General features: G+C 57.3%; 15 protein-coding genes. 9 read left to right on the top strand and 6 right to left on the bottom strand.

Translation table 11 applies throughout. The features are described 5' to 3' along the window. Window positions 1-95: 95 nt before the first annotated feature. A complete protein-coding gene (locus AC0JZ1_RS15535) occupies window positions 96-491 on the top strand; it encodes a DUF1236 domain-containing protein (RefSeq protein WP_471883226.1) in 396 nt (131 codons plus the stop codon). Between the two features lie 56 nt (window positions 492-547). Here the strand turns inward: AC0JZ1_RS15535 and pncB are convergent, their stop codons facing one another. From pncB to AC0JZ1_RS15565, 6 genes are all read right to left on the bottom strand, one after another. Then, entirely contained in the window at window positions 548-1,855 is a 1,308-nt protein-coding gene (gene pncB / locus AC0JZ1_RS15540) for a nicotinate phosphoribosyltransferase (RefSeq protein WP_471883227.1), read from the bottom strand. 144 nt (window positions 1,856-1,999) lie between these two features. Next, entirely contained in the window at window positions 2,000-2,299 is a 300-nt protein-coding gene (locus tag AC0JZ1_RS15545) for a hypothetical protein (RefSeq protein ID WP_471883228.1), read from the bottom strand. A 96-nt stretch (window positions 2,300-2,395) separates the two neighbouring features. Continuing rightward, entirely contained in the window at window positions 2,396-4,033 is a 1,638-nt protein-coding gene (locus AC0JZ1_RS15550; protein WP_471883229.1) for an ABC transporter ATP-binding protein, read from the bottom strand. Further along, window positions 4,030-5,172, bottom strand: coding sequence for an ABC transporter permease (locus tag AC0JZ1_RS15555; RefSeq protein WP_471883230.1), 1,143 nt, complete (start codon window positions 5,170-5,172; stop codon window positions 4,030-4,032). The genes AC0JZ1_RS15550 and AC0JZ1_RS15555 overlap by 4 nt, the downstream gene beginning before the upstream one ends. Before the next feature lie 2 nt (window positions 5,173-5,174). Continuing rightward, window positions 5,175-6,257: a microcin C ABC transporter permease YejB gene (locus AC0JZ1_RS15560; RefSeq protein ID WP_471883231.1), complete on the bottom strand. Its 1,083-nt coding sequence runs from the start codon at window positions 6,255-6,257 to the stop codon at window positions 5,175-5,177. Window positions 6,258-6,423: 166 nt separating this feature from the next. Next, window positions 6,424-8,253 (bottom strand): extracellular solute-binding protein, encoded by a 1,830-nt coding sequence (locus AC0JZ1_RS15565; RefSeq protein WP_471883232.1) that lies wholly within the window; start codon window positions 8,251-8,253, stop codon window positions 6,424-6,426. Window positions 8,254-8,479: 226 nt separating this feature from the next. Here AC0JZ1_RS15565 and mepA point away from each other — a divergent pair, with 226 nt between their 5' ends. The 8 genes from mepA (at window position 8,480) to AC0JZ1_RS15605 (ending at window position 16,797) form a co-directional block, all read left to right on the top strand. After that, a complete protein-coding gene (gene mepA / locus AC0JZ1_RS15570) occupies window positions 8,480-9,496 on the top strand; it encodes a penicillin-insensitive murein endopeptidase (protein ID WP_471883233.1) in 1,017 nt (338 codons plus the stop codon). A gap of 125 nt (window positions 9,497-9,621) precedes the next feature. After that, on the top strand, window positions 9,622-9,996 hold the full coding sequence (locus AC0JZ1_RS15575; RefSeq protein WP_471883234.1) for a methylglyoxal synthase: 375 nt from the start codon (window positions 9,622-9,624) through the stop codon (window positions 9,994-9,996). A gap of 23 nt (window positions 9,997-10,019) precedes the next feature. Beyond that, window positions 10,020-11,042 (top strand): glucokinase, encoded by a 1,023-nt coding sequence (locus tag AC0JZ1_RS15580; RefSeq protein ID WP_471883235.1) that lies wholly within the window; start codon window positions 10,020-10,022, stop codon window positions 11,040-11,042. Between the two features lie 184 nt (window positions 11,043-11,226). Next, window positions 11,227-12,972 (top strand): ABC transporter ATP-binding protein, encoded by a 1,746-nt coding sequence (locus AC0JZ1_RS15585; RefSeq protein WP_471883236.1) that lies wholly within the window; start codon window positions 11,227-11,229, stop codon window positions 12,970-12,972. 27 nt (window positions 12,973-12,999) lie between these two features. Continuing rightward, entirely contained in the window at window positions 13,000-13,821 is an 822-nt protein-coding gene (gene dapB, locus AC0JZ1_RS15590) for a 4-hydroxy-tetrahydrodipicolinate reductase (protein WP_471883237.1), read from the top strand. A gap of 24 nt (window positions 13,822-13,845) precedes the next feature. Continuing rightward, window positions 13,846-14,481: a 2,3-bisphosphoglycerate-dependent phosphoglycerate mutase gene (locus AC0JZ1_RS15595; RefSeq protein WP_471883238.1), complete on the top strand. Its 636-nt coding sequence runs from the start codon at window positions 13,846-13,848 to the stop codon at window positions 14,479-14,481. A gap of 460 nt (window positions 14,482-14,941) precedes the next feature. Further along, entirely contained in the window at window positions 14,942-15,661 is a 720-nt protein-coding gene (locus tag AC0JZ1_RS15600) for a DUF1045 domain-containing protein (protein ID WP_471883239.1), read from the top strand. Further along, entirely contained in the window at window positions 15,658-16,797 is a 1,140-nt protein-coding gene (locus tag AC0JZ1_RS15605) for an alpha-D-ribose 1-methylphosphonate 5-triphosphate diphosphatase (RefSeq protein ID WP_471883240.1), read from the top strand. The genes AC0JZ1_RS15600 and AC0JZ1_RS15605 overlap by 4 nt, the downstream gene beginning before the upstream one ends. Window positions 16,798-16,803 lie beyond the last annotated feature (6 nt).

Consider the following 16,803-nt stretch of genomic DNA (forward strand, 5'->3'; position numbering starts at 1 on the left):
GTTAAAAATTGTCACGCTTCGTGTCTGTTCAAGCGGAACGAGATGAAGGGGATTTGGGTTATTGCGCCATCGATAACAAAAATGAGGAAACAGCCATGCGTAACATTCTTCTTGCCGCAACTGCGGCTCTTGCGATCGGTCTTGCCGGTGCCGCTTCTGCGCAGCAGAGCACAGTCAGCGGCGCAGCCGGTGGCGCAGTGACAGGTGCGATTGTTGGTGGCCCGGTTGGCGCTGCCGTGGGCGGTATTGCTGGTGCGGCTCTGGGCACAGCCATTGATCCGCCACCAAGCGAAGTTGTGACCTATGTTCGCGAGCAACCGGCTCCTGCCCCGGTCGTTGTCGAGCGTAAGGTCGTGGTCGGTGAAGCGCTGCCAGAAACTGTCGTTCTGACGCCGGTTCCGGAGCATCGTGACTACGCCTATGCAATCGTCAACGATCAGCGCGTCATCGTTGAGCCACGCACTCACAAGGTCGTGCAGATCATCGAATAAGTTCTGTTACCGGAACGGAAAACGGGCCTCTCATCAGGCCCGTTTTTTTATGCATATCAGACGAAAATTGCCTGTTCGACCAGATCTTCCTGACCGAAGAAGCGCAGGTAACGTTCCACCTCTTTCGGATCACCGGTCGCCTTCAGAGGATTATCGGAAAGCTTCACGGCTGGACGGCCATTGGCCTCGCTGACTTTGCACACAATCGAGATCGGCTTTAGCCCGTCGATATCCTTCGGCGCACATCCAGCAAAATCATTGGTAAGATTGGTTCCCCAGCCGAACGACATGCGAACCCGACCTTCGAAATGCTTGTAGGTGTCGATGATCGCATCCACATCCAGCCCGTCAGAGAAGATGAGAAGCTTCTGGCGCGGATCGCGGCCCATCTTTTTCCACCAGTCGATGATTTTCTCGCCGCCTTCGATCGGTGGTGCGCTATCCGGGCGAAAGCCTGTCCAATCCGCCACCCATTCCGGCGCATTGCGCAGGAAGGATGCAGTGCCATAGGCATCTGGCAAGACGATGAGAAGATTGCCGCCGTAAAGCTGGTTCCAATCCTTCAACACCTGATAGGGCGCTGCACTCAATTCCGCATCATTATTGGCGAGCGCCGCCAGCACCATCGGCAATTCATGGGCGTTCGTGCCAACAGCTTCCAGGTCGGAATCCATGGCCAGAAGCACATTGCTGGTGCCGGTGAAGGCCGGGCCAATGCCTTCCTTCAAGGCTTCAACACACCAACGCTGCCACAAAAAGCTGTGACGCCGACGCGTGCCGAAGTCGGAAATGCGAAGCCCCGGAAGATCGCGCAGCCGCTCCACCTTCTCCCACATGCGTGCTTTGGCGCGGGCATAGAGAACATCGAGTGTGAACAGCCCGAGGGAGCGGATTGCCGCTCTGGAGCGCAACTCGTTGATAATGGCGAGTGCCGGAATTTCCCACATGGTGGTATCGATCCAGCGACCATGAAACGTCAGTTCGTATTGGCCATCGCGCTTGGAAAGCTCGTATTCCGGCAATTGATAATTGGCGAGGAAAGCAAGAAACTCAGGTTCGAAGATCTGGGATTTGCCATAAAAGCTGTTACCCGCCAGCCAGATCATTTCTTTTTTTGAGAGCCGTAGCGTGCGAGCATGATCCAGCTGTTCGCGCAGCTCGTGCTCATCGATCTCATCTGCAAGACGAACGCGCTTTGTGCGGTTGATCAGCGAGAAAGTAACATCAACATCCGGATAAAGCTTCCAGATCATCTGGAGCATCAGAAGTTTGTAGAAATCCGTATCGATCAAACTGCGAACGATGGGATCGAGCTTCCAGGTGTGATTGTAGACGCGCTTGGCAATATCTGTCTTGGTCGTCATGTCTGCCTTCGCCCGGCGCACCAAAAGAGGGCGCTGCCTGCATTGAGAAATGAGGCATCCGGCGGCGGCCTCGGCGGCTTTTATCGAAAAAACCGCCTGCCTTGTCCAGTCATGAACCCATCAAATCGATTGATATGGTTTGATTCAAGGGTTCGACGGCGGTGGCGCATTCGGGTTAGCGGGAGTTGTATCGCCAGCCGGTGGCTTTGTCGTCTGCGCTGCAGGTGGCTCTGTTGACTGGCCATACCATTCAACGGCTCCCCAGGCGATCATCGCCAAAATCAGCCCGGCTACCAGCACCATGAAAACAGGAACGCCCTTGGCTCCCTGACGCGCTTCTGTGCCGCTGAGCGGTTGCTCAACCGGACGGGTCGCGCTGCGGGTAAAGTTCGGGTCTTGCAAATGGGCAGGCGGGTCTGTGTGATTACGATCCAGCGTATTCATTTCAAATCTCCTCCAATGCGCAGTGTGCGTATTCGAGGATGCAACGGAACAATCTTGCGATTGTTCCGAAATCTCTAATTTAAGATCCCTTCATCCCTACTGCGCGATGATTTCGCTGCGCACTGCCTTCATGTTGAAAGCAGCAGCCATGAGCGCACGCGTATATTCATTCTTCGGATTGGCAAAAATATCAGCGGAAGGCCCCTCCTCCATCACCTTGCCGGCGCGCATGACGATCATGTGGTTGGCAAGAGCCTTCACCACTTTCAGGTCGTGGCTGATGAAGAGGTAGGCAAGATCATGCTTGCGTTGAAGATCCCGCAGGAGATCCACCACTTGCGCCTGTACGGTCATATCCAGCGCCGAGGTTGGCTCATCCAGCATCACGAAGCGCGGCTTCAGCACCATGGCGCGGGCAATGGCAATGCGCTGTCTTTGCCCGCCAGAAAACTCATGCGGAAACCGCCAGCGGGTGGCCGGATCAAGCCCCACTTCTTCCAGAGAGGCGGCAACCTGCCGGTCCCGCTCTGCGGAAGAAAGCTGCGGCTGATGCACGCGCAAGCCTTCAGCAATAATATCGCTGACCGACATTCGGGGGCTGAGAGAACCGAATGGATCCTGAAACACCACCTGCAAACGGTCGCGCAGGGGCCGCATTTCCTTGAAGCTGTAGGCGTTGATGTCCTTGCCGATGAAACCGATGCGCCCCTTGCTGGAAATCAGCCTTGCCAGTGCCAGACCCAGCGTTGTCTTGCCAGAACCGGATTCGCCCACAATGCCCACCGTCTCCCCGGCCCGCAGCGTCACATCGATCCCGTCCACCGCTTTCACATGATCCACCACACGCCGCAGGAAGCCCGCCTTGATCGGGAACCAAACGCGAATGTCCTTTCCCTCCATCACCACGGGGCGGGTGGGGTCGGCGGGCGGTGGTTCACCTCTCGGTTCAGAGGCCAGAAGGTGGCGCGTATATTCATGCGCGGGCCGCTCGAACACATCCTCAACCGTGCCATGCTCAACGATCTTGCCTTTGGTCATCACACAGACCCGGTCCGCAAAGCGGCGAACAATGCCCAGATCATGGGTAATGAACAGAATGGACATGCCATGATCCTGCTGGAGCTTCTTCAAAAGCTCCAGAATCTGCGCCTGCACGGTCACATCAAGCGCTGTCGTCGGCTCATCGGCAATCAATAGCTTGGGTCGGTTGGCCAGCGCCATGGCAATCATCACGCGCTGCCGCTGCCCACCGGAAAGCTCATGCGGATAGGCTTTCAGCCGCTTTTCCGGTTCGCGAATGCCAACCTGCGTCAGCAGTTCAATAACGCGCCGTCTTGCCGCCTCCCCCACCAGTGACTGGTGCAGCTCCAGAATTTCACTCACCTGCCGCTCAATGGAGTGCAGCGGGTTCAGCGAGGTCATCGGCTCCTGAAAGATCATGGTGATGTCGTTGCCGCGCACCTGCCGCAGTTCGGCATCGGATGCCTTGAGAAGGTCACGACCGCCAAACATGATCTGGCCGGATGGGTGGCTGGCCGCCGGATAGGGCAAAAGCTTCAGGATGGAATTGGCGGTCACGGATTTGCCGGAACCGGATTCGCCCACCAGCGCCACCACTTCGCCAGGGCGGATATCGAAGGAAACGCGGTCCACGGCAGTGGTCACGTTGCCACCCTGATGAAATGCCACCGAGAGGTCGCGGATCGAGAGAAGAGGCTCTGTCATCGGGCTCACCGGAAGGTCTTGCGTGGATCAAAGGCGTCGCGCACTGCTTCGCCAACGAAAATCAGCAGAGACAGCATGATCGACATGGCAAAGAAGGCGGTGAGGCCAAGCCAGGGTGCCTGCAAATTGTTCTTGCCCTGCGCAATCATTTCGCCCAGCGAAGGCGAGCCCGGAGGCATGCCGAACCCAAGGAAATCCAGCGAGGTCAGCGTGGCAATCGAGCCGGACAGGATGAACGGCAGGAAGGTCAGCGTTGCCACCATGGCATTCGGCAAAAGGTGGCGGAACATGATGGTCCAATCGCCCACGCCAAGCGCGCGCGCTGCCCGAACATATTCAAAGTTTCGCGCCCGCAGGAATTCCGCCCGCACCACGCCAACAAAACCCACCCACTGAAACAGCAGCATAATGCCCAGCAGCACGAAGAAGCCAGGAGGCAGTATGGCGGCGATGATCAGCAGAATGTAGAGAACCGGCATGGACGACCAGATCTCGATGAAGCGCTGCATCAGAAGATCGGTCCAGCCGCCGAAAAAGCCCTGTATCGCGCCCGCCGTCACGCCGATGATGGCGGAAAGAATGGTGAGCGCAAGCCCGAACAGAACGGAGATGCGGAAGCCATAGATCAGGCGGGCCAGCACATCGCGGGCCTGATCGTCCGTGCCCAGCCAGTTCATATTGCCCAGCGTACAGTTCGGGTCCGCCTCTTTTTGCGGGTAGTTCGCGCAGCGCTCTGCCTTGTCCATCAGCCAGAAGGGCGCTGTAGGTGCCGAGTGCGGAATGTTGGAATTCACCGTCTGATAGGAATAGCGAACCGGCGGCCAGATCATCCAGCCATTCGCCTGAATTTCCTGCTGGATGAAGTCGGAGCGGTAATCGGTGGTCGCCAGGAAGCCTCCGAACTTTTCTTCCGGATAGGTCACTGCCACCGGCACCAGAAGCTCGCCCTTGTAGGAAACGAGAAGTGGCCGGTCATTGGCGATGAGTTCGGCACCAAGCGACAACACGAACAGCACCATGAAAATCCAGAAAGACCAATAGCCGCGCCGGTTGGCCTTGAAGTTCTGCCAGCGACGGAGATTGGGCGGCGAGAGCAGGCCGCGGCGCGGAGGTGCCACCACAATTTCGCGTTCATTAACGGAGGCCATGATCAAACCTCCCGCTTTTCAAAATCGATGCGCGGATCGATCCAGGTATAGATGAGGTCGGACACCAGCCCGACGACGAGACCCAGCAGCGAGAAGATATAGAGCGTGCCGAACACGATGGGGTAATCGCGGTTGATGATGGCGAGGTAGCCAAGGCGGCCAAGACCATCCAGCGAGAAGATATTCTCGATCAGCAGCGAGCCTGTGAAGAAGGCGGAAATGAACGAGGCCGGGAAACCGGCAATCACAATCAGCATGGCATTGCGGAACACATGGCCATAAAGCACGCGCCGCTCGGAAAGCCCCTTGGCGCGGGCGGTTACCACATACTGCTTCTTGATCTCATCGATAAATGAGTTCTTCGTCAGAAGCGTCGTCGTTGCAAAGGCGGAAAGCGAGAGCGCAATCAGTGGCAGGGTCAGGTGCCAGAAGTAATCAGCAATCTTGTGCCACCAGGGCAGTTCAGACCAGTTGTCAGATACAAGGCCGCGTAGCGGAAACCAATCGAAGAAGGAGCCGCCTGCAAAAAGAACGATCAGCAGGATGCCGAACAGGAAGCTCGGAACCGCATAGCCAATGACGATGATGCCGGACGTCCACACGTCGAAGGCAGAACCGTCCTTCACCGCCTTGCGAATGCCAAGCGGTATGGAAATCATGTAGGAAGCAATCAGAATCCAGACGCCAAGCGACATGGAAACCGGCAGCTTGTCGATGATCAGATCCATGACGGATGCATTACGGAAGAAGCTTTCGCCGAAATCGAAACGAAGATAATTCCACATCATCTCCAGAAAACGCGTCAGCGGCGGCTTATCGAAGCCAAACTGCTTTTCCAGCTTGGCAATCAGTTCCGGGTCAAGACCCTGCGCGCCACGATAGCGCCCCTCTTCCCCGCCGCCACCCATCGGCTGCACATCGGAACTGCCAGAGAGACGATCTCCGCTATCAGAGCCTTGGATCTGGGCAATCACCTGTTCCACAGGCCCGCCAGGCGCAAATTGCACCACCAGAAACGAAATACCCATGATGCCGATCATGGTCGGGATCATCAGCAGCAAACGGCGAAGGATATAGGCACCCATCAGCGTGCTCCGAGGCTGCTGCCGTGCAGGCAGCGCATTTCATGTATGGTCAAGATGTCGAGTGCTCCTTGGGGGAATCACAGAATCAGCATGTTGGCCTATGTGCACTTCTTGGCAACAATGGCGCAAGCAGCTTGAATAGAGCTTGCGTAACCACTGCTTTCGATCATTTCGACCACCAGATCGTCGGGAAGCCAATACCGTATTCCGGCAGGCGCTCCGGGTGCATCAGCTTCGCCCAATAGGCAATGCGCGTTTCGCCCGAATAGAACATCGGTATCACAAAGTTATTGGCGAGAAGCACGCGATCAAGCGCATGTACGGCCGCCACCTGATCTTCGCGGGTCTTGGCCGTCGTCACCAGTTTGATCAACTGGTCCACGGCTGGATCGGCAATACCCGCATAATTTCGAGAACCGGGCTGGCTGGCGGAGGATGAGCCCCACATGCCTTCCTGCTCATTGCCGGGGTTCATGGTCTGCGCCCAAACGCCGAAAATCATGTCATAATCGAAGCTTCGAACGCGATTTACATATTGGGAGGAATCGACGGTGCGAATTTTCGCGTCCACCCCAATTTTCTTCAAGCTCGCCACATAGGGCAGAACGGTGCGCTCGCTGGACGGACTGTTGAGCAAAATTTCGAAACTCATCGGCTGGCCGGTCTTGGTGTTGACCATACGGTTGCCTTTCAGCTCCCAGCCCGCTTCCTTGAAGAGTTGTACTGCCTTGCGCAGGTTATCGCGCACCTTGTTCGGGTCGCCGTTGACCGGGTTCTTGTAGGGTTCCGTGAAAACGCGCTCCGGGATTTGACCTTTGAGGCCGTTCAGGATCTCAAGTTCCTTGCCCTCCGGCAGACCCTTGGCTGCAAGCTCCGTTCCCCAGAAGAAACTGTCCACCCGGTTCAGCCCGCCATAGGCGAGGTTCTTGTTCAAGTCTTCGAAGTCATAGGCGTAGTTCAGCGCCTCGCGAACACGCGCATCCTTGAACTGGTCGCGGCGGAGATTTGGAACATAGGCCTGCATCACGCCGGTGGCGCGAAACTCGTTCGGCAGCGCCTCCCGTTTTATGTGGCCATCCTTCACCGCATCAAACTCATAGCGGGTAGCCCACCGGCTGGAGCTGTTTTCCTGGCGGTAATCAATATTGCCTGCCCGGAACGCCTCAAAGCGCACATCATCGTCGGCGAAGTAGGTGTAGGAGACGGTCTTGAAGTTGTTCTGCCCGATGTTGACCGGCAGGTCCTTGCCCCAGTATTCGTCGCGCAACTCATAGCGAATGGTGGAACCCGCTTGGAATGCGGCGATCTTGTAGGGGCCGGAACCCATCAGCGGCTCAAGGCTACCCTTGGAAATGTCGCGCTGGTTGCCCTTGGCGTCCTTGCCCTCATACCAGTGTTTCGCAAGAATCGGGAAATCGCCCACGATGGAAGGCAATTCCTTGTTGTTCTTTTCATCGAAGCGGAAGGTCACCTCCCGCTCGCCGCTCTTCTCGGCAGAGATCACATGCCGATAGTAGTTGGCGAGGAAATTGCTGTTGGCCTTGGCGCTGTTGAAACTGAACACAACATCGTCCGGCGTCACCGGCTGGCCGTCTGCCCATTTTGCCTCGGCCCGAAGGCGGAACGTCACGGAGGATCGATCTTCCGGCACAGACATGGCCTCGGCAAGCAGGCCGTAACTTACGCCAATTTCATCTTCCGACTGCTTCAGGAGAGTGTCATAGACAAGCGTCAAGCCCAGTGCCGGATTGCCCTTGTCCACCAGCGGGTTGAAGCTATCGAAGGTTCCTTCGCCGGAAAGTTTCAGCTCGCCCTGCTTTGGCGCTTGCGCGTTCACATAGGGAAACTGCTTGAAGTCGGGGGCAAGTTTGGCGGGCTCCAGAATGGAAATGGCATGGCTCCAGGTTTTCTCCTGGGCGCTCACAGACATCGGCGAAAGCAGTGATGCGCAGGCGGCAAGGGCCAGAATTCCATGTCTCAGATGTGCCAAACCCATATAGTTCGTCCTCGGTTTTTGTCTGTTGTTGCCCATCAGCATAGGGCAATTATGGGCGAAAAACAGTCCGGCCTCATCACAAGCGCCTCAACAACCACGTAAATTTCGGGGGTCGCCTTCATTCGTCCCAGAATGAAGTGCAGCGATTCACCAAACGGGCAAATCAGTTTAGAAGCGATACAGGCACGGCTTTATCGGCCAAGCGGCAAACTCGGGTTATCTGCGCATGAAATCACTCTCGAATGTCTTGAAGGTCGGGCTCTTGTCCGCACTGGCGCTTTCACTGGCAGCAACAGCGTCCATGGCAGATCAGCCGGCAAAGCAGGCCTTTGGCGCCGTGACAGCCCCGAGCGTTGGCGCGCCAACGCCGATTGGCTCCTATGCCAAGGGCTGCATTTCCGGTGCTGTCGCCCTACCGGATGATGGCCCGCATTGGCAGGCCATGCGCCTGTCGCGCAATCGCCACTGGGGCATGCCACAAACGGTGGCGACGCTGAAAAAGCTTTCCGATGATGCGGTCAAGCTTGGCTGGGGGAATGGCATTCTGGTGGGTGACATGTCGCAACCTCGCGGCGGTCCCATGGCATTCGGCCACGCCTCGCACCAGGTGGGGCTGGATGTGGATGTGTGGTTTACGCCCATGCCGCAAACCCGCCTGACACCAGAGCAACGGGAGAAGATTCCGTTCACATCCATGCTCGACAAGAGCAAGTTCCTGACGGTCGATAGCCGCAAATTCACCCCTACCGCCGCGCGGCTGGTCATGACGGCTGCAAGCTATCCGCAGGTGGAGCGCATTTTCGTCAATCCGGCCATCAAGAAGAAGCTTTGCGAAAGCTGGACGGGCGACCGCTCCAACCTTGGCAAGGTGCGCCCCATGTACGGCCATGATGAGCATTTCCACATTCGCCTCACCTGCCCGCCCGGCCTTGCCAGCTGCAAGCCACAGGCAGCGGTTGCCGCAGGCGATGGCTGTGATAAATCGCTTGCCTGGTGGTTTACGGAAGAGCCTTGGGCCAAGCCGAAGAAAGACCCGAACGCTCCGCCGCCAAAGCCGCCGCGTCCAGTCATGGTGTCCGATCTGCCAAAGGCGTGCGCGGCACTTCTCAATGCTCCAGCCAACCCCAATGCGGTTGCCGGTTCACGGCCGCAGGCTGTTCCCGCAACAGCACTCGCTCCCATGTCAGACGATGACGCACCGGACCTGCCCGACAGCGCACCCTCCCCTCGCGCGAGACCCTGAACCAGTCAAAGATGCGATGTAAATCGTTTTAAACTCTTTTCGGGGACCAATCTTCCGTATAAAAGCCGCTCGGTAAACACCTCTGTTTTGCCGAGCGGATTGACGCTTCAAGTGGGAGACCTGCGATGTCGGATAAGCCTTGCATAGCCTTGATCGCCCACGATCAGAAGAAGGGCGAAATGGCGGAATTCGCCAAGCAGCATGAGGCGGCCCTTTCCCAATTCCGCATTGTTGCCACCGGCACGACCGGGGGGCGCGTCTTGGAAACCTGTCCCGGCCTTGATGTAACTCGCCTGAAAAGTGGCCCGCTGGGCGGTGACCAGCAGATCGGCGCGATGATTGCGACGGGCGAAGTCAGCATGCTGTTGTTCTTTACAGATCCCTTGACGCCACTGCCGCATGATGTGGATGTGAAAGCATTGACGCGTCTCGCCACTGTTTACGATATTCCGATGGCGCTCAACCGCGCGACGGCTGAAAAGCTGATCGATTTCAACTGACCGAGCGAAGGAACGAGCGCTTGATGGCCCACGCGTCCCATAACGACAAGCCAGCCTTTCCCATCCTGATCGGCGATATTGGCGGCACCAATGCCCGCTTCTGGATTCTGACCGATGCCTTTGCGGAACCACAACAGTTCCCCAATGTGCGCACGGCGGATTTCGCGACCATTGACGAGGCGATCCAGACCCAGGTGCTGGATAAAACCTCGCGCCAGCCGCATTCCGCCATTCTCGCCATTGCTGGCCCGATCCAGGGCGATGATATCCAGCTGACGAACTGCAACTGGGTGGTCCGCCCGCGCCAGATGATCAGCGAACTCGGCTTTCGCGATGTGCTGGTCATCAACGATTTCGAGGCGCAGGCACTCGCCGCTGCCTCTTTGTCGGAAGAGGATCGTGTCGCCATTGGCCCGTTGACGAAAGCCCCTGTGGCATCGCGTGCGGTGCTGGGTCCGGGAACGGGCCTTGGCGTTGCTGGCCTCATCCACGCCCGCGACATGTGGTTTCCGGTTCCCGGCGAAGGCGGCCATGTGGATATCGGCCCGCGCAGTGACCGTGATTACCAGATCTTCCCGCACATCGAACCCATTGACGGGCGCATTTCCGGTGAGCAGATCCTCTGCGGGCGCGGCATTGTGCATCTTTACCGTGCCATCTGCATGGCCGATGGTATCGAGCCGCAATATTCCGATCCGGCGGATATCACCTCGCACGGACTTTCCGAAAGCGATGCGCAGGCGGCGGAAACGATTTCCCTTTTTGTCACCTATCTTGGCCGCCTTGCAGGCGACCTCGCCCTTATCCTGATGGCGAAAGGTGGCGTTTATATCGCAGGCGGCATCAGCCAGAAGATCCTGCCTGCGTTTAAAAAGCCGGAATTTCGTGCCGCCTTTGAAGACAAGGCACCGCATCAGGCCATGATGCGGCAGATCCCAACCTTCATCGTTACGCATCCGCAAGCTGCCCTGGCAGGTCTGGCGTTCTTTGCCCGCACGCCAGAACACTTCGGAATTTCCATGGATGGCCGCCGCTGGCAGGCATGATTGGCAAATAGCCTCTGTTGCAGCCGGGAAACACCGAGCGGCAACAGCGCGTCGAATCTGGTGCGCTGTGTAGCCAAGCACGCTGCGACTGGTTAATACCTGCGCAAACGGCATCTCTGCCGTGCCGTCAAATGGGACAGTCCTTTTGGAAGCAGTCGAAAAAGAGAGACTTACAAAGGCTCGCATGGATTCTGGCACCGTCACCGGCGTCCTGAAGCGGATCATCGCCGAGAATGGCCGCGATCATGTCAAAGGCTATGTCTTTGCGATCAGCTGTCTCATCCTCGTGGCAGCATCCACGGCTTTCACCGCCTGGATCATGGAATCGGTTGTGAACGAGGCCTTCGCCAACAAGCGTGCCGATCTCGTCATGATCATCTGCGGCTCGATTTTCGTGGCGTTTCTCATTCGCGGCTTTGCGTCCTATTTCGAAGCCACGACGCTTTCGAAAATCGGCAACAATATCGTTGCCGTTTATCAGCGCCGAATTTACGACCATCTTATGACGCTGTCGGTCGGCTTCTACAACGAGTCACGCTCCGCCCATCTGGCCGCCCAGATCAGCCAGAATGTCATGGGCATTCGTGATGTTCTGAACCTGACCGTCACCTCCACCGCCCGCGATTTCCTGACCTTGATTGCGCTCATCGGCGTGATGATCAGCAAGGATTGGATACTGTCGCTGATCGTGTTTTTCGTAGCGCCGCCGCTCCTTTGGGCCTTGCGCTACGTGTCGAAGCGTTTGCGCAGCGCCACCAAGGAATCGGTTGAATTCAATAGCCATGTCGTTGGCGCCATGCAGGAGACGATCCAGGGCATTTCCATCGTCAAATCCTTCACCATGGAGCAGGAACTCAGCCGCAAGGTGAACACGATCATCGATGCGGCTGAAAATCGCGCCAACCGCATAGCGCGACTGACGGAACGCACCTCGCCGCTGACGGAAAGTTTTGCCGGTTTTGCCATTGCCAGCGTTCTGGCCTATGCCGCCTTCCGTTCCATCTACAATGATGTGCCACCCGGCGCTTTCTTCTCCTTCGTCACCGCACTGTTGATGGCCTATGATCCCGCTCGCCGCCTTGCCAAATTGCAGGTGCAGATGGAGCGCGCAGTCGTGAATGCGCGGATGATCTACGAACTTCTGGATTTGCAACCTCTGCAACGAGAATATCCGGGCGCAAAGGACCTCGTCGTCACCAAGGCCGAGATCGAGCTGCGCAATGTCGTCTTTGGCTATAACCCGAAGGAGCCCATCCTCAAGGGCGTCAACATTACGGCTGAAGGCGGAAAAACCACGGCACTCGTTGGTCCTTCCGGGGCTGGCAAGTCCACGATCATTTCCCTCATTCCGCGCTTTTACGATCCAGCGGATGGCACCATCCTGATTGACGGGCAGGATATCGCCAAGGTCACGAAATCATCCCTGCGTCGCCACTTGGCCTATGTCTCCCAGCAGCCCTATCTGTTTGAGGGTACCATCCGCGACAATATTCGCTACGGTCGCCCGGAAGCCACCGACAGCGATGTGGAGGAGGCTGCACGGCTTGCCTATGCGCATGATTTCATTCTCGCGCAGCCCATGGGTTACGACACGCCAGTGGGCGAAAACGGCGTGACGCTCTCCGGCGGTCAGCGCCAGCGTCTCTCTATTGCCCGCGCCCTCGTGCGCAATGCGCCAATCCTCCTGCTCGACGAGGCAACCTCCGCGCTCGACAATGAGTCGGAAGCAGCGGTCCAGAAGGCGCTGGAAACAGCCATGAACGGTCGCACGGTTGTTGTGGTTGCGCATCGCCTTTCCACCATCGTTAGGGCAGACAAGATCGTGGTGATGGCGGAAGGCCGTGTGGCGGAAGAAGGCAGCCATGAAGAGCTTGCGCGCCGTCAGGACGGGCTCTACGCTCGCCTCAACAATTTGCAGTCACCAATCTGACCTTATTTAACGGAGCCGGATTTACGCATGAGCGAGCATGACATGAAGCTGGTGGTCGTGGGCGCCGCAGGGCGCATGGGCCAAACGATCATCCGCGTGATCCAGCAAACACCGGGTGTCAAACTTCATGCAGCACTTGGTCGTGAAGGATCTGCCTTCATAGGTAAAGATGCAGGTGAACTGGCTGGAGCCGGCTTTCTCGGTGTTCCCGTTACGTCTGACCCGCTCGAAGCCTTCCTTCACGCCGATGGCGTTATCGATTTCACCTCTCCCGCCAGCACGGTTGAATTTGCGGGTCTCGCAGCGCAGGCACGCATCGTGCATGTGGTGGGCACGACTGGCTGCTCGGAAACGGATGAGGAGAAAATCCATGCCGCAGCCCGTCATGCGCGGGTGGTCAAATCCGGCAATATGAGCCTCGGTGTTAATCTTCTGGCTGTCCTGACGGAACAGGCGGCAAAAGCGCTTGCCCCTGCCAATTGGGATATCGAAGTTCTTGAAATGCACCATAAGCACAAGGTAGATGCGCCATCCGGCACCGCCCTTCTGCTGGGTGAAGCTGCCGCCAAGGGGCGTGGCATTTCATTGAAGGAACATTCGGTGCGTGTTCGCGATGGACATACCGGCGCGCGGGAAACCGGCACGATCGGCTTTGCGACCCTTCGCGGAGGCTCGGTGATTGGCGAACACTCGGTCATTCTGGCAGGAGAAGGCGAGCTGGTTACCCTTTCCCACAGCGCTCAGGACCGCTCCATCTTTGCACGCGGCGCAATTGCGGCAGCTCTTTGGGCGCATCCGCAAAAGCCAGGTTTCTACACCATGCTCGATGTTCTCGGGCTCAATGACTGATCAACTGATTTTTTGGAGGCACTCATGAGCGGCACCCTCGTCCTCGTCCGGCACGGCCAGAGCGACTGGAACCTGAAAAACCTGTTTACCGGCTGGAAGGACCCGGCTCTGACCGAGCTTGGCGTTCAAGAAGCAACGGCGGGCGGTCAGGCACTTGCCGATACCGGCATCAAGTTCGATATCGCCTTCACTTCAGAACTGAAGCGCGCCCAGGATACCTGCCGCATCGTTCTGGAAAAGGTCGGCCAGCCGAACCTCGAAACCATCCGTGATCTTGCTCTGAACGAGCGTGACTATGGGGATCTCTCCGGCCTGAACAAGGATGATGCCCGTCAAAAATGGGGCGAGGAGCAGGTCCATATCTGGCGCCGTTCCTATGACATCCCTCCTCCGGGCGGCGAGAGCCTGCGCGATACAGGCGCACGCGTCTGGCCTTACTACCTGACGGAAATCCTGCCGCGCGTCCTGAAAGGCCAGACGGTGCTGGTGGCCGCACATGGCAATTCACTCCGTTCGCTCGTCATGGTTCTGGATCGTCTTTCGAAGGAAGAGATCCTGAAGCTCAATCTCGCGACTGGCGTTCCCATGGTCTATAAACTGAATGCCGATTCAACTGTGGCTTCCAAGCAGGTGCTGGGCGACATGTCCGGTGCGCATTGAGAACCAAAAAAAAGCGACCCCGGTTCAACCGGGGCCGCTTTCTGGCCGGACCAGGGGCATAGGTCGTCCGGCTTGAGGGATGGGGGCGATTCTTGCACGCATCAGCACCGCATCCATGAACTTGGAATAATCCGGTCTTCTACTCGGTCTTCGCGCCTGATTACTTGGCGTACCAATAAGCAGTCAAAATTCCGCTCGCAGCAAATACCGAGATGAAGGTGGTCATCAGGATCGTAACATCCATGGCTTTTCTCCTTCTTTTCGGATCGTCAATGCACGAAGCAGCGGTTTTGTTTCATCCAAGTCGATTTTCTTCATCTTGAACTTTCCGTGATCCCATCTAAGCGTGCCGCTGCCTCAAAATCGGTTCAGACTTGCGCGACATGCTGCAGCTCCAGGTAGGATTGCCTTTTGACCCTGAACCCTTTCATCGCGTACAAGGTGATGAACAGGAATACAGGTGCTTTGCCCCCTTATGCGCTATGCCGTTTATGTGACGCCTCCAGAAGACCATCCACTGACACAGGCCGCCAGCAACTGGCTGGGTAGGAACGCGTTCGCCACAGCGCCGGTCGCGCAACATCCGCCATCTAGAAAGCTCATGGATGCGGAATGGCGAGCACTGGTCAGTGAGCCTGCACGCTACGGCTTTCACGCCACGCTTAAAGCGCCGTTCCGCCTGAACGAAGCGCGTACGCCCGCAACTCTCGACATATTCTTTGAACAATATTGCGCGCAGGAACAGCCTGCGACGATCCCAAGGCTCGAGCTTGCCGAAATCGGGCCGTTCTTTGCGCTCACATGCGCAGGCGGCAGCGAAAGCATCAATGCGCTGTGCCATCGCGTTGTTGAGGCTTTCGAGCCTTGGCGAGCACCTCTTTCCTCATCAGATCTGGCAAGACGAAAACCCGAGCGTTTGAGTGAACGGCAAAGGGAAATGCTTGAAAGTTGGGGTTACCCTTACGTAATGGATGAATTTCGCTTCCACATGACGTTGACCGGCCCAGTCGAAGAAAGCCGCAAACCTACGGTGCGCAGCCTGCTTGAAGACCATTTCGCCGCGTTCCTGGGTAAGCCTCTCAGCGTCGAGCATCTCGGTCTTTTCGTTGAAAAGGAACAGGGCCAGCCATTTTCGGTCCAACACTGCCTCGCACTGCAGGGACGAGGAGAACCAGCATGAGCCGTGAACAGGTCTTCACAAATGCGCGTATCGTTCTGAGAAACGACGTCATCCATGGCTCGATCCTGATCAGGGATGGCATGATTTGCGATATCAGCGAAGGCGTAAACCGCACCGGCGAGGATGTCGAAGGTGATTTCATGATCCCCGGCTTGGTGGAGCTCCATACGGATCATCTGGAAACACATTATGCGCCGCGCCCCGGTGTTCGTTGGGATCAGATGGCGGCACTTCAGGCACATGATGCGCAGATTGCCACCTCCGGCATCACTACGGTTCTTGATTGTTTGCGCCTTGGCTCGGACGAAGCGGGGGGCTTCCCGCGCGGAGAGATGCGCTCCATAGCCACTGTCATCGATGAGGCGCAGAGGGCCGGACGGCTCAGAAGCCAGCACTATTTCCACCTGCGTTGCGAAGTACCTTGCCCGGATGTGCTGGATCAGTTTTCGGATTTCGAGAACGACCCTAATGTCAGGCTGGTCTCGTTGATGGATCATGCTCCGGGACAGAGGCAGTTTCAGACACTTGAGCAGTATATTTACTTCTACAAAACCAAACGCGGCCTGAATGAGGAGGAATTCCGAGCCTTCACGCAGCGGCGCATTGAGGGTTCTGCACGCTATTCCACGCCTCATCGCAATGCGCTTGCCGCGCTTTGCGCGGAACGGGGAATCACCATTGCCAGCCACGACGATGCAACCCTGGCGCATGTTGAAGAAGCGGTCAGCCATAATGTGAAAGTGGCGGAATTTCCCACGAGTATCGAAGCGGCCAAAGCCTCGCATGAGGCAGGGATGCATGTTCTCATGGGCGCACCAAATGTCGTGCGCGGTAAATCACATTCCGGCAATATTGCCGCACGCGATCTTGCGCAAAGAGGTCTACTGGACGTTTTGTCGTCGGATTATGTGCCGTTCAGCCTGCTCCATGCACCCTTTATCCTAGCGGAAACCATTGAGACAATGAGTCTGCCAGAGGCCATCGCCATGGTGACAGATAATCCCGCGCGCGGCATCGGTCTAAAAGATCGGGGGCGGATTGAGGTCGGCCTCAGGGCAGATCTGGTGCGCGTTCATCGTGAAGAGGGCGTTCCCGTCTGTCGCGCCGTATGGCGAGGCGGTCAAAGGGTGGCGTGAGGCCTC

It is taken from the genome of Affinirhizobium capsici, assembly GCF_977018625.1.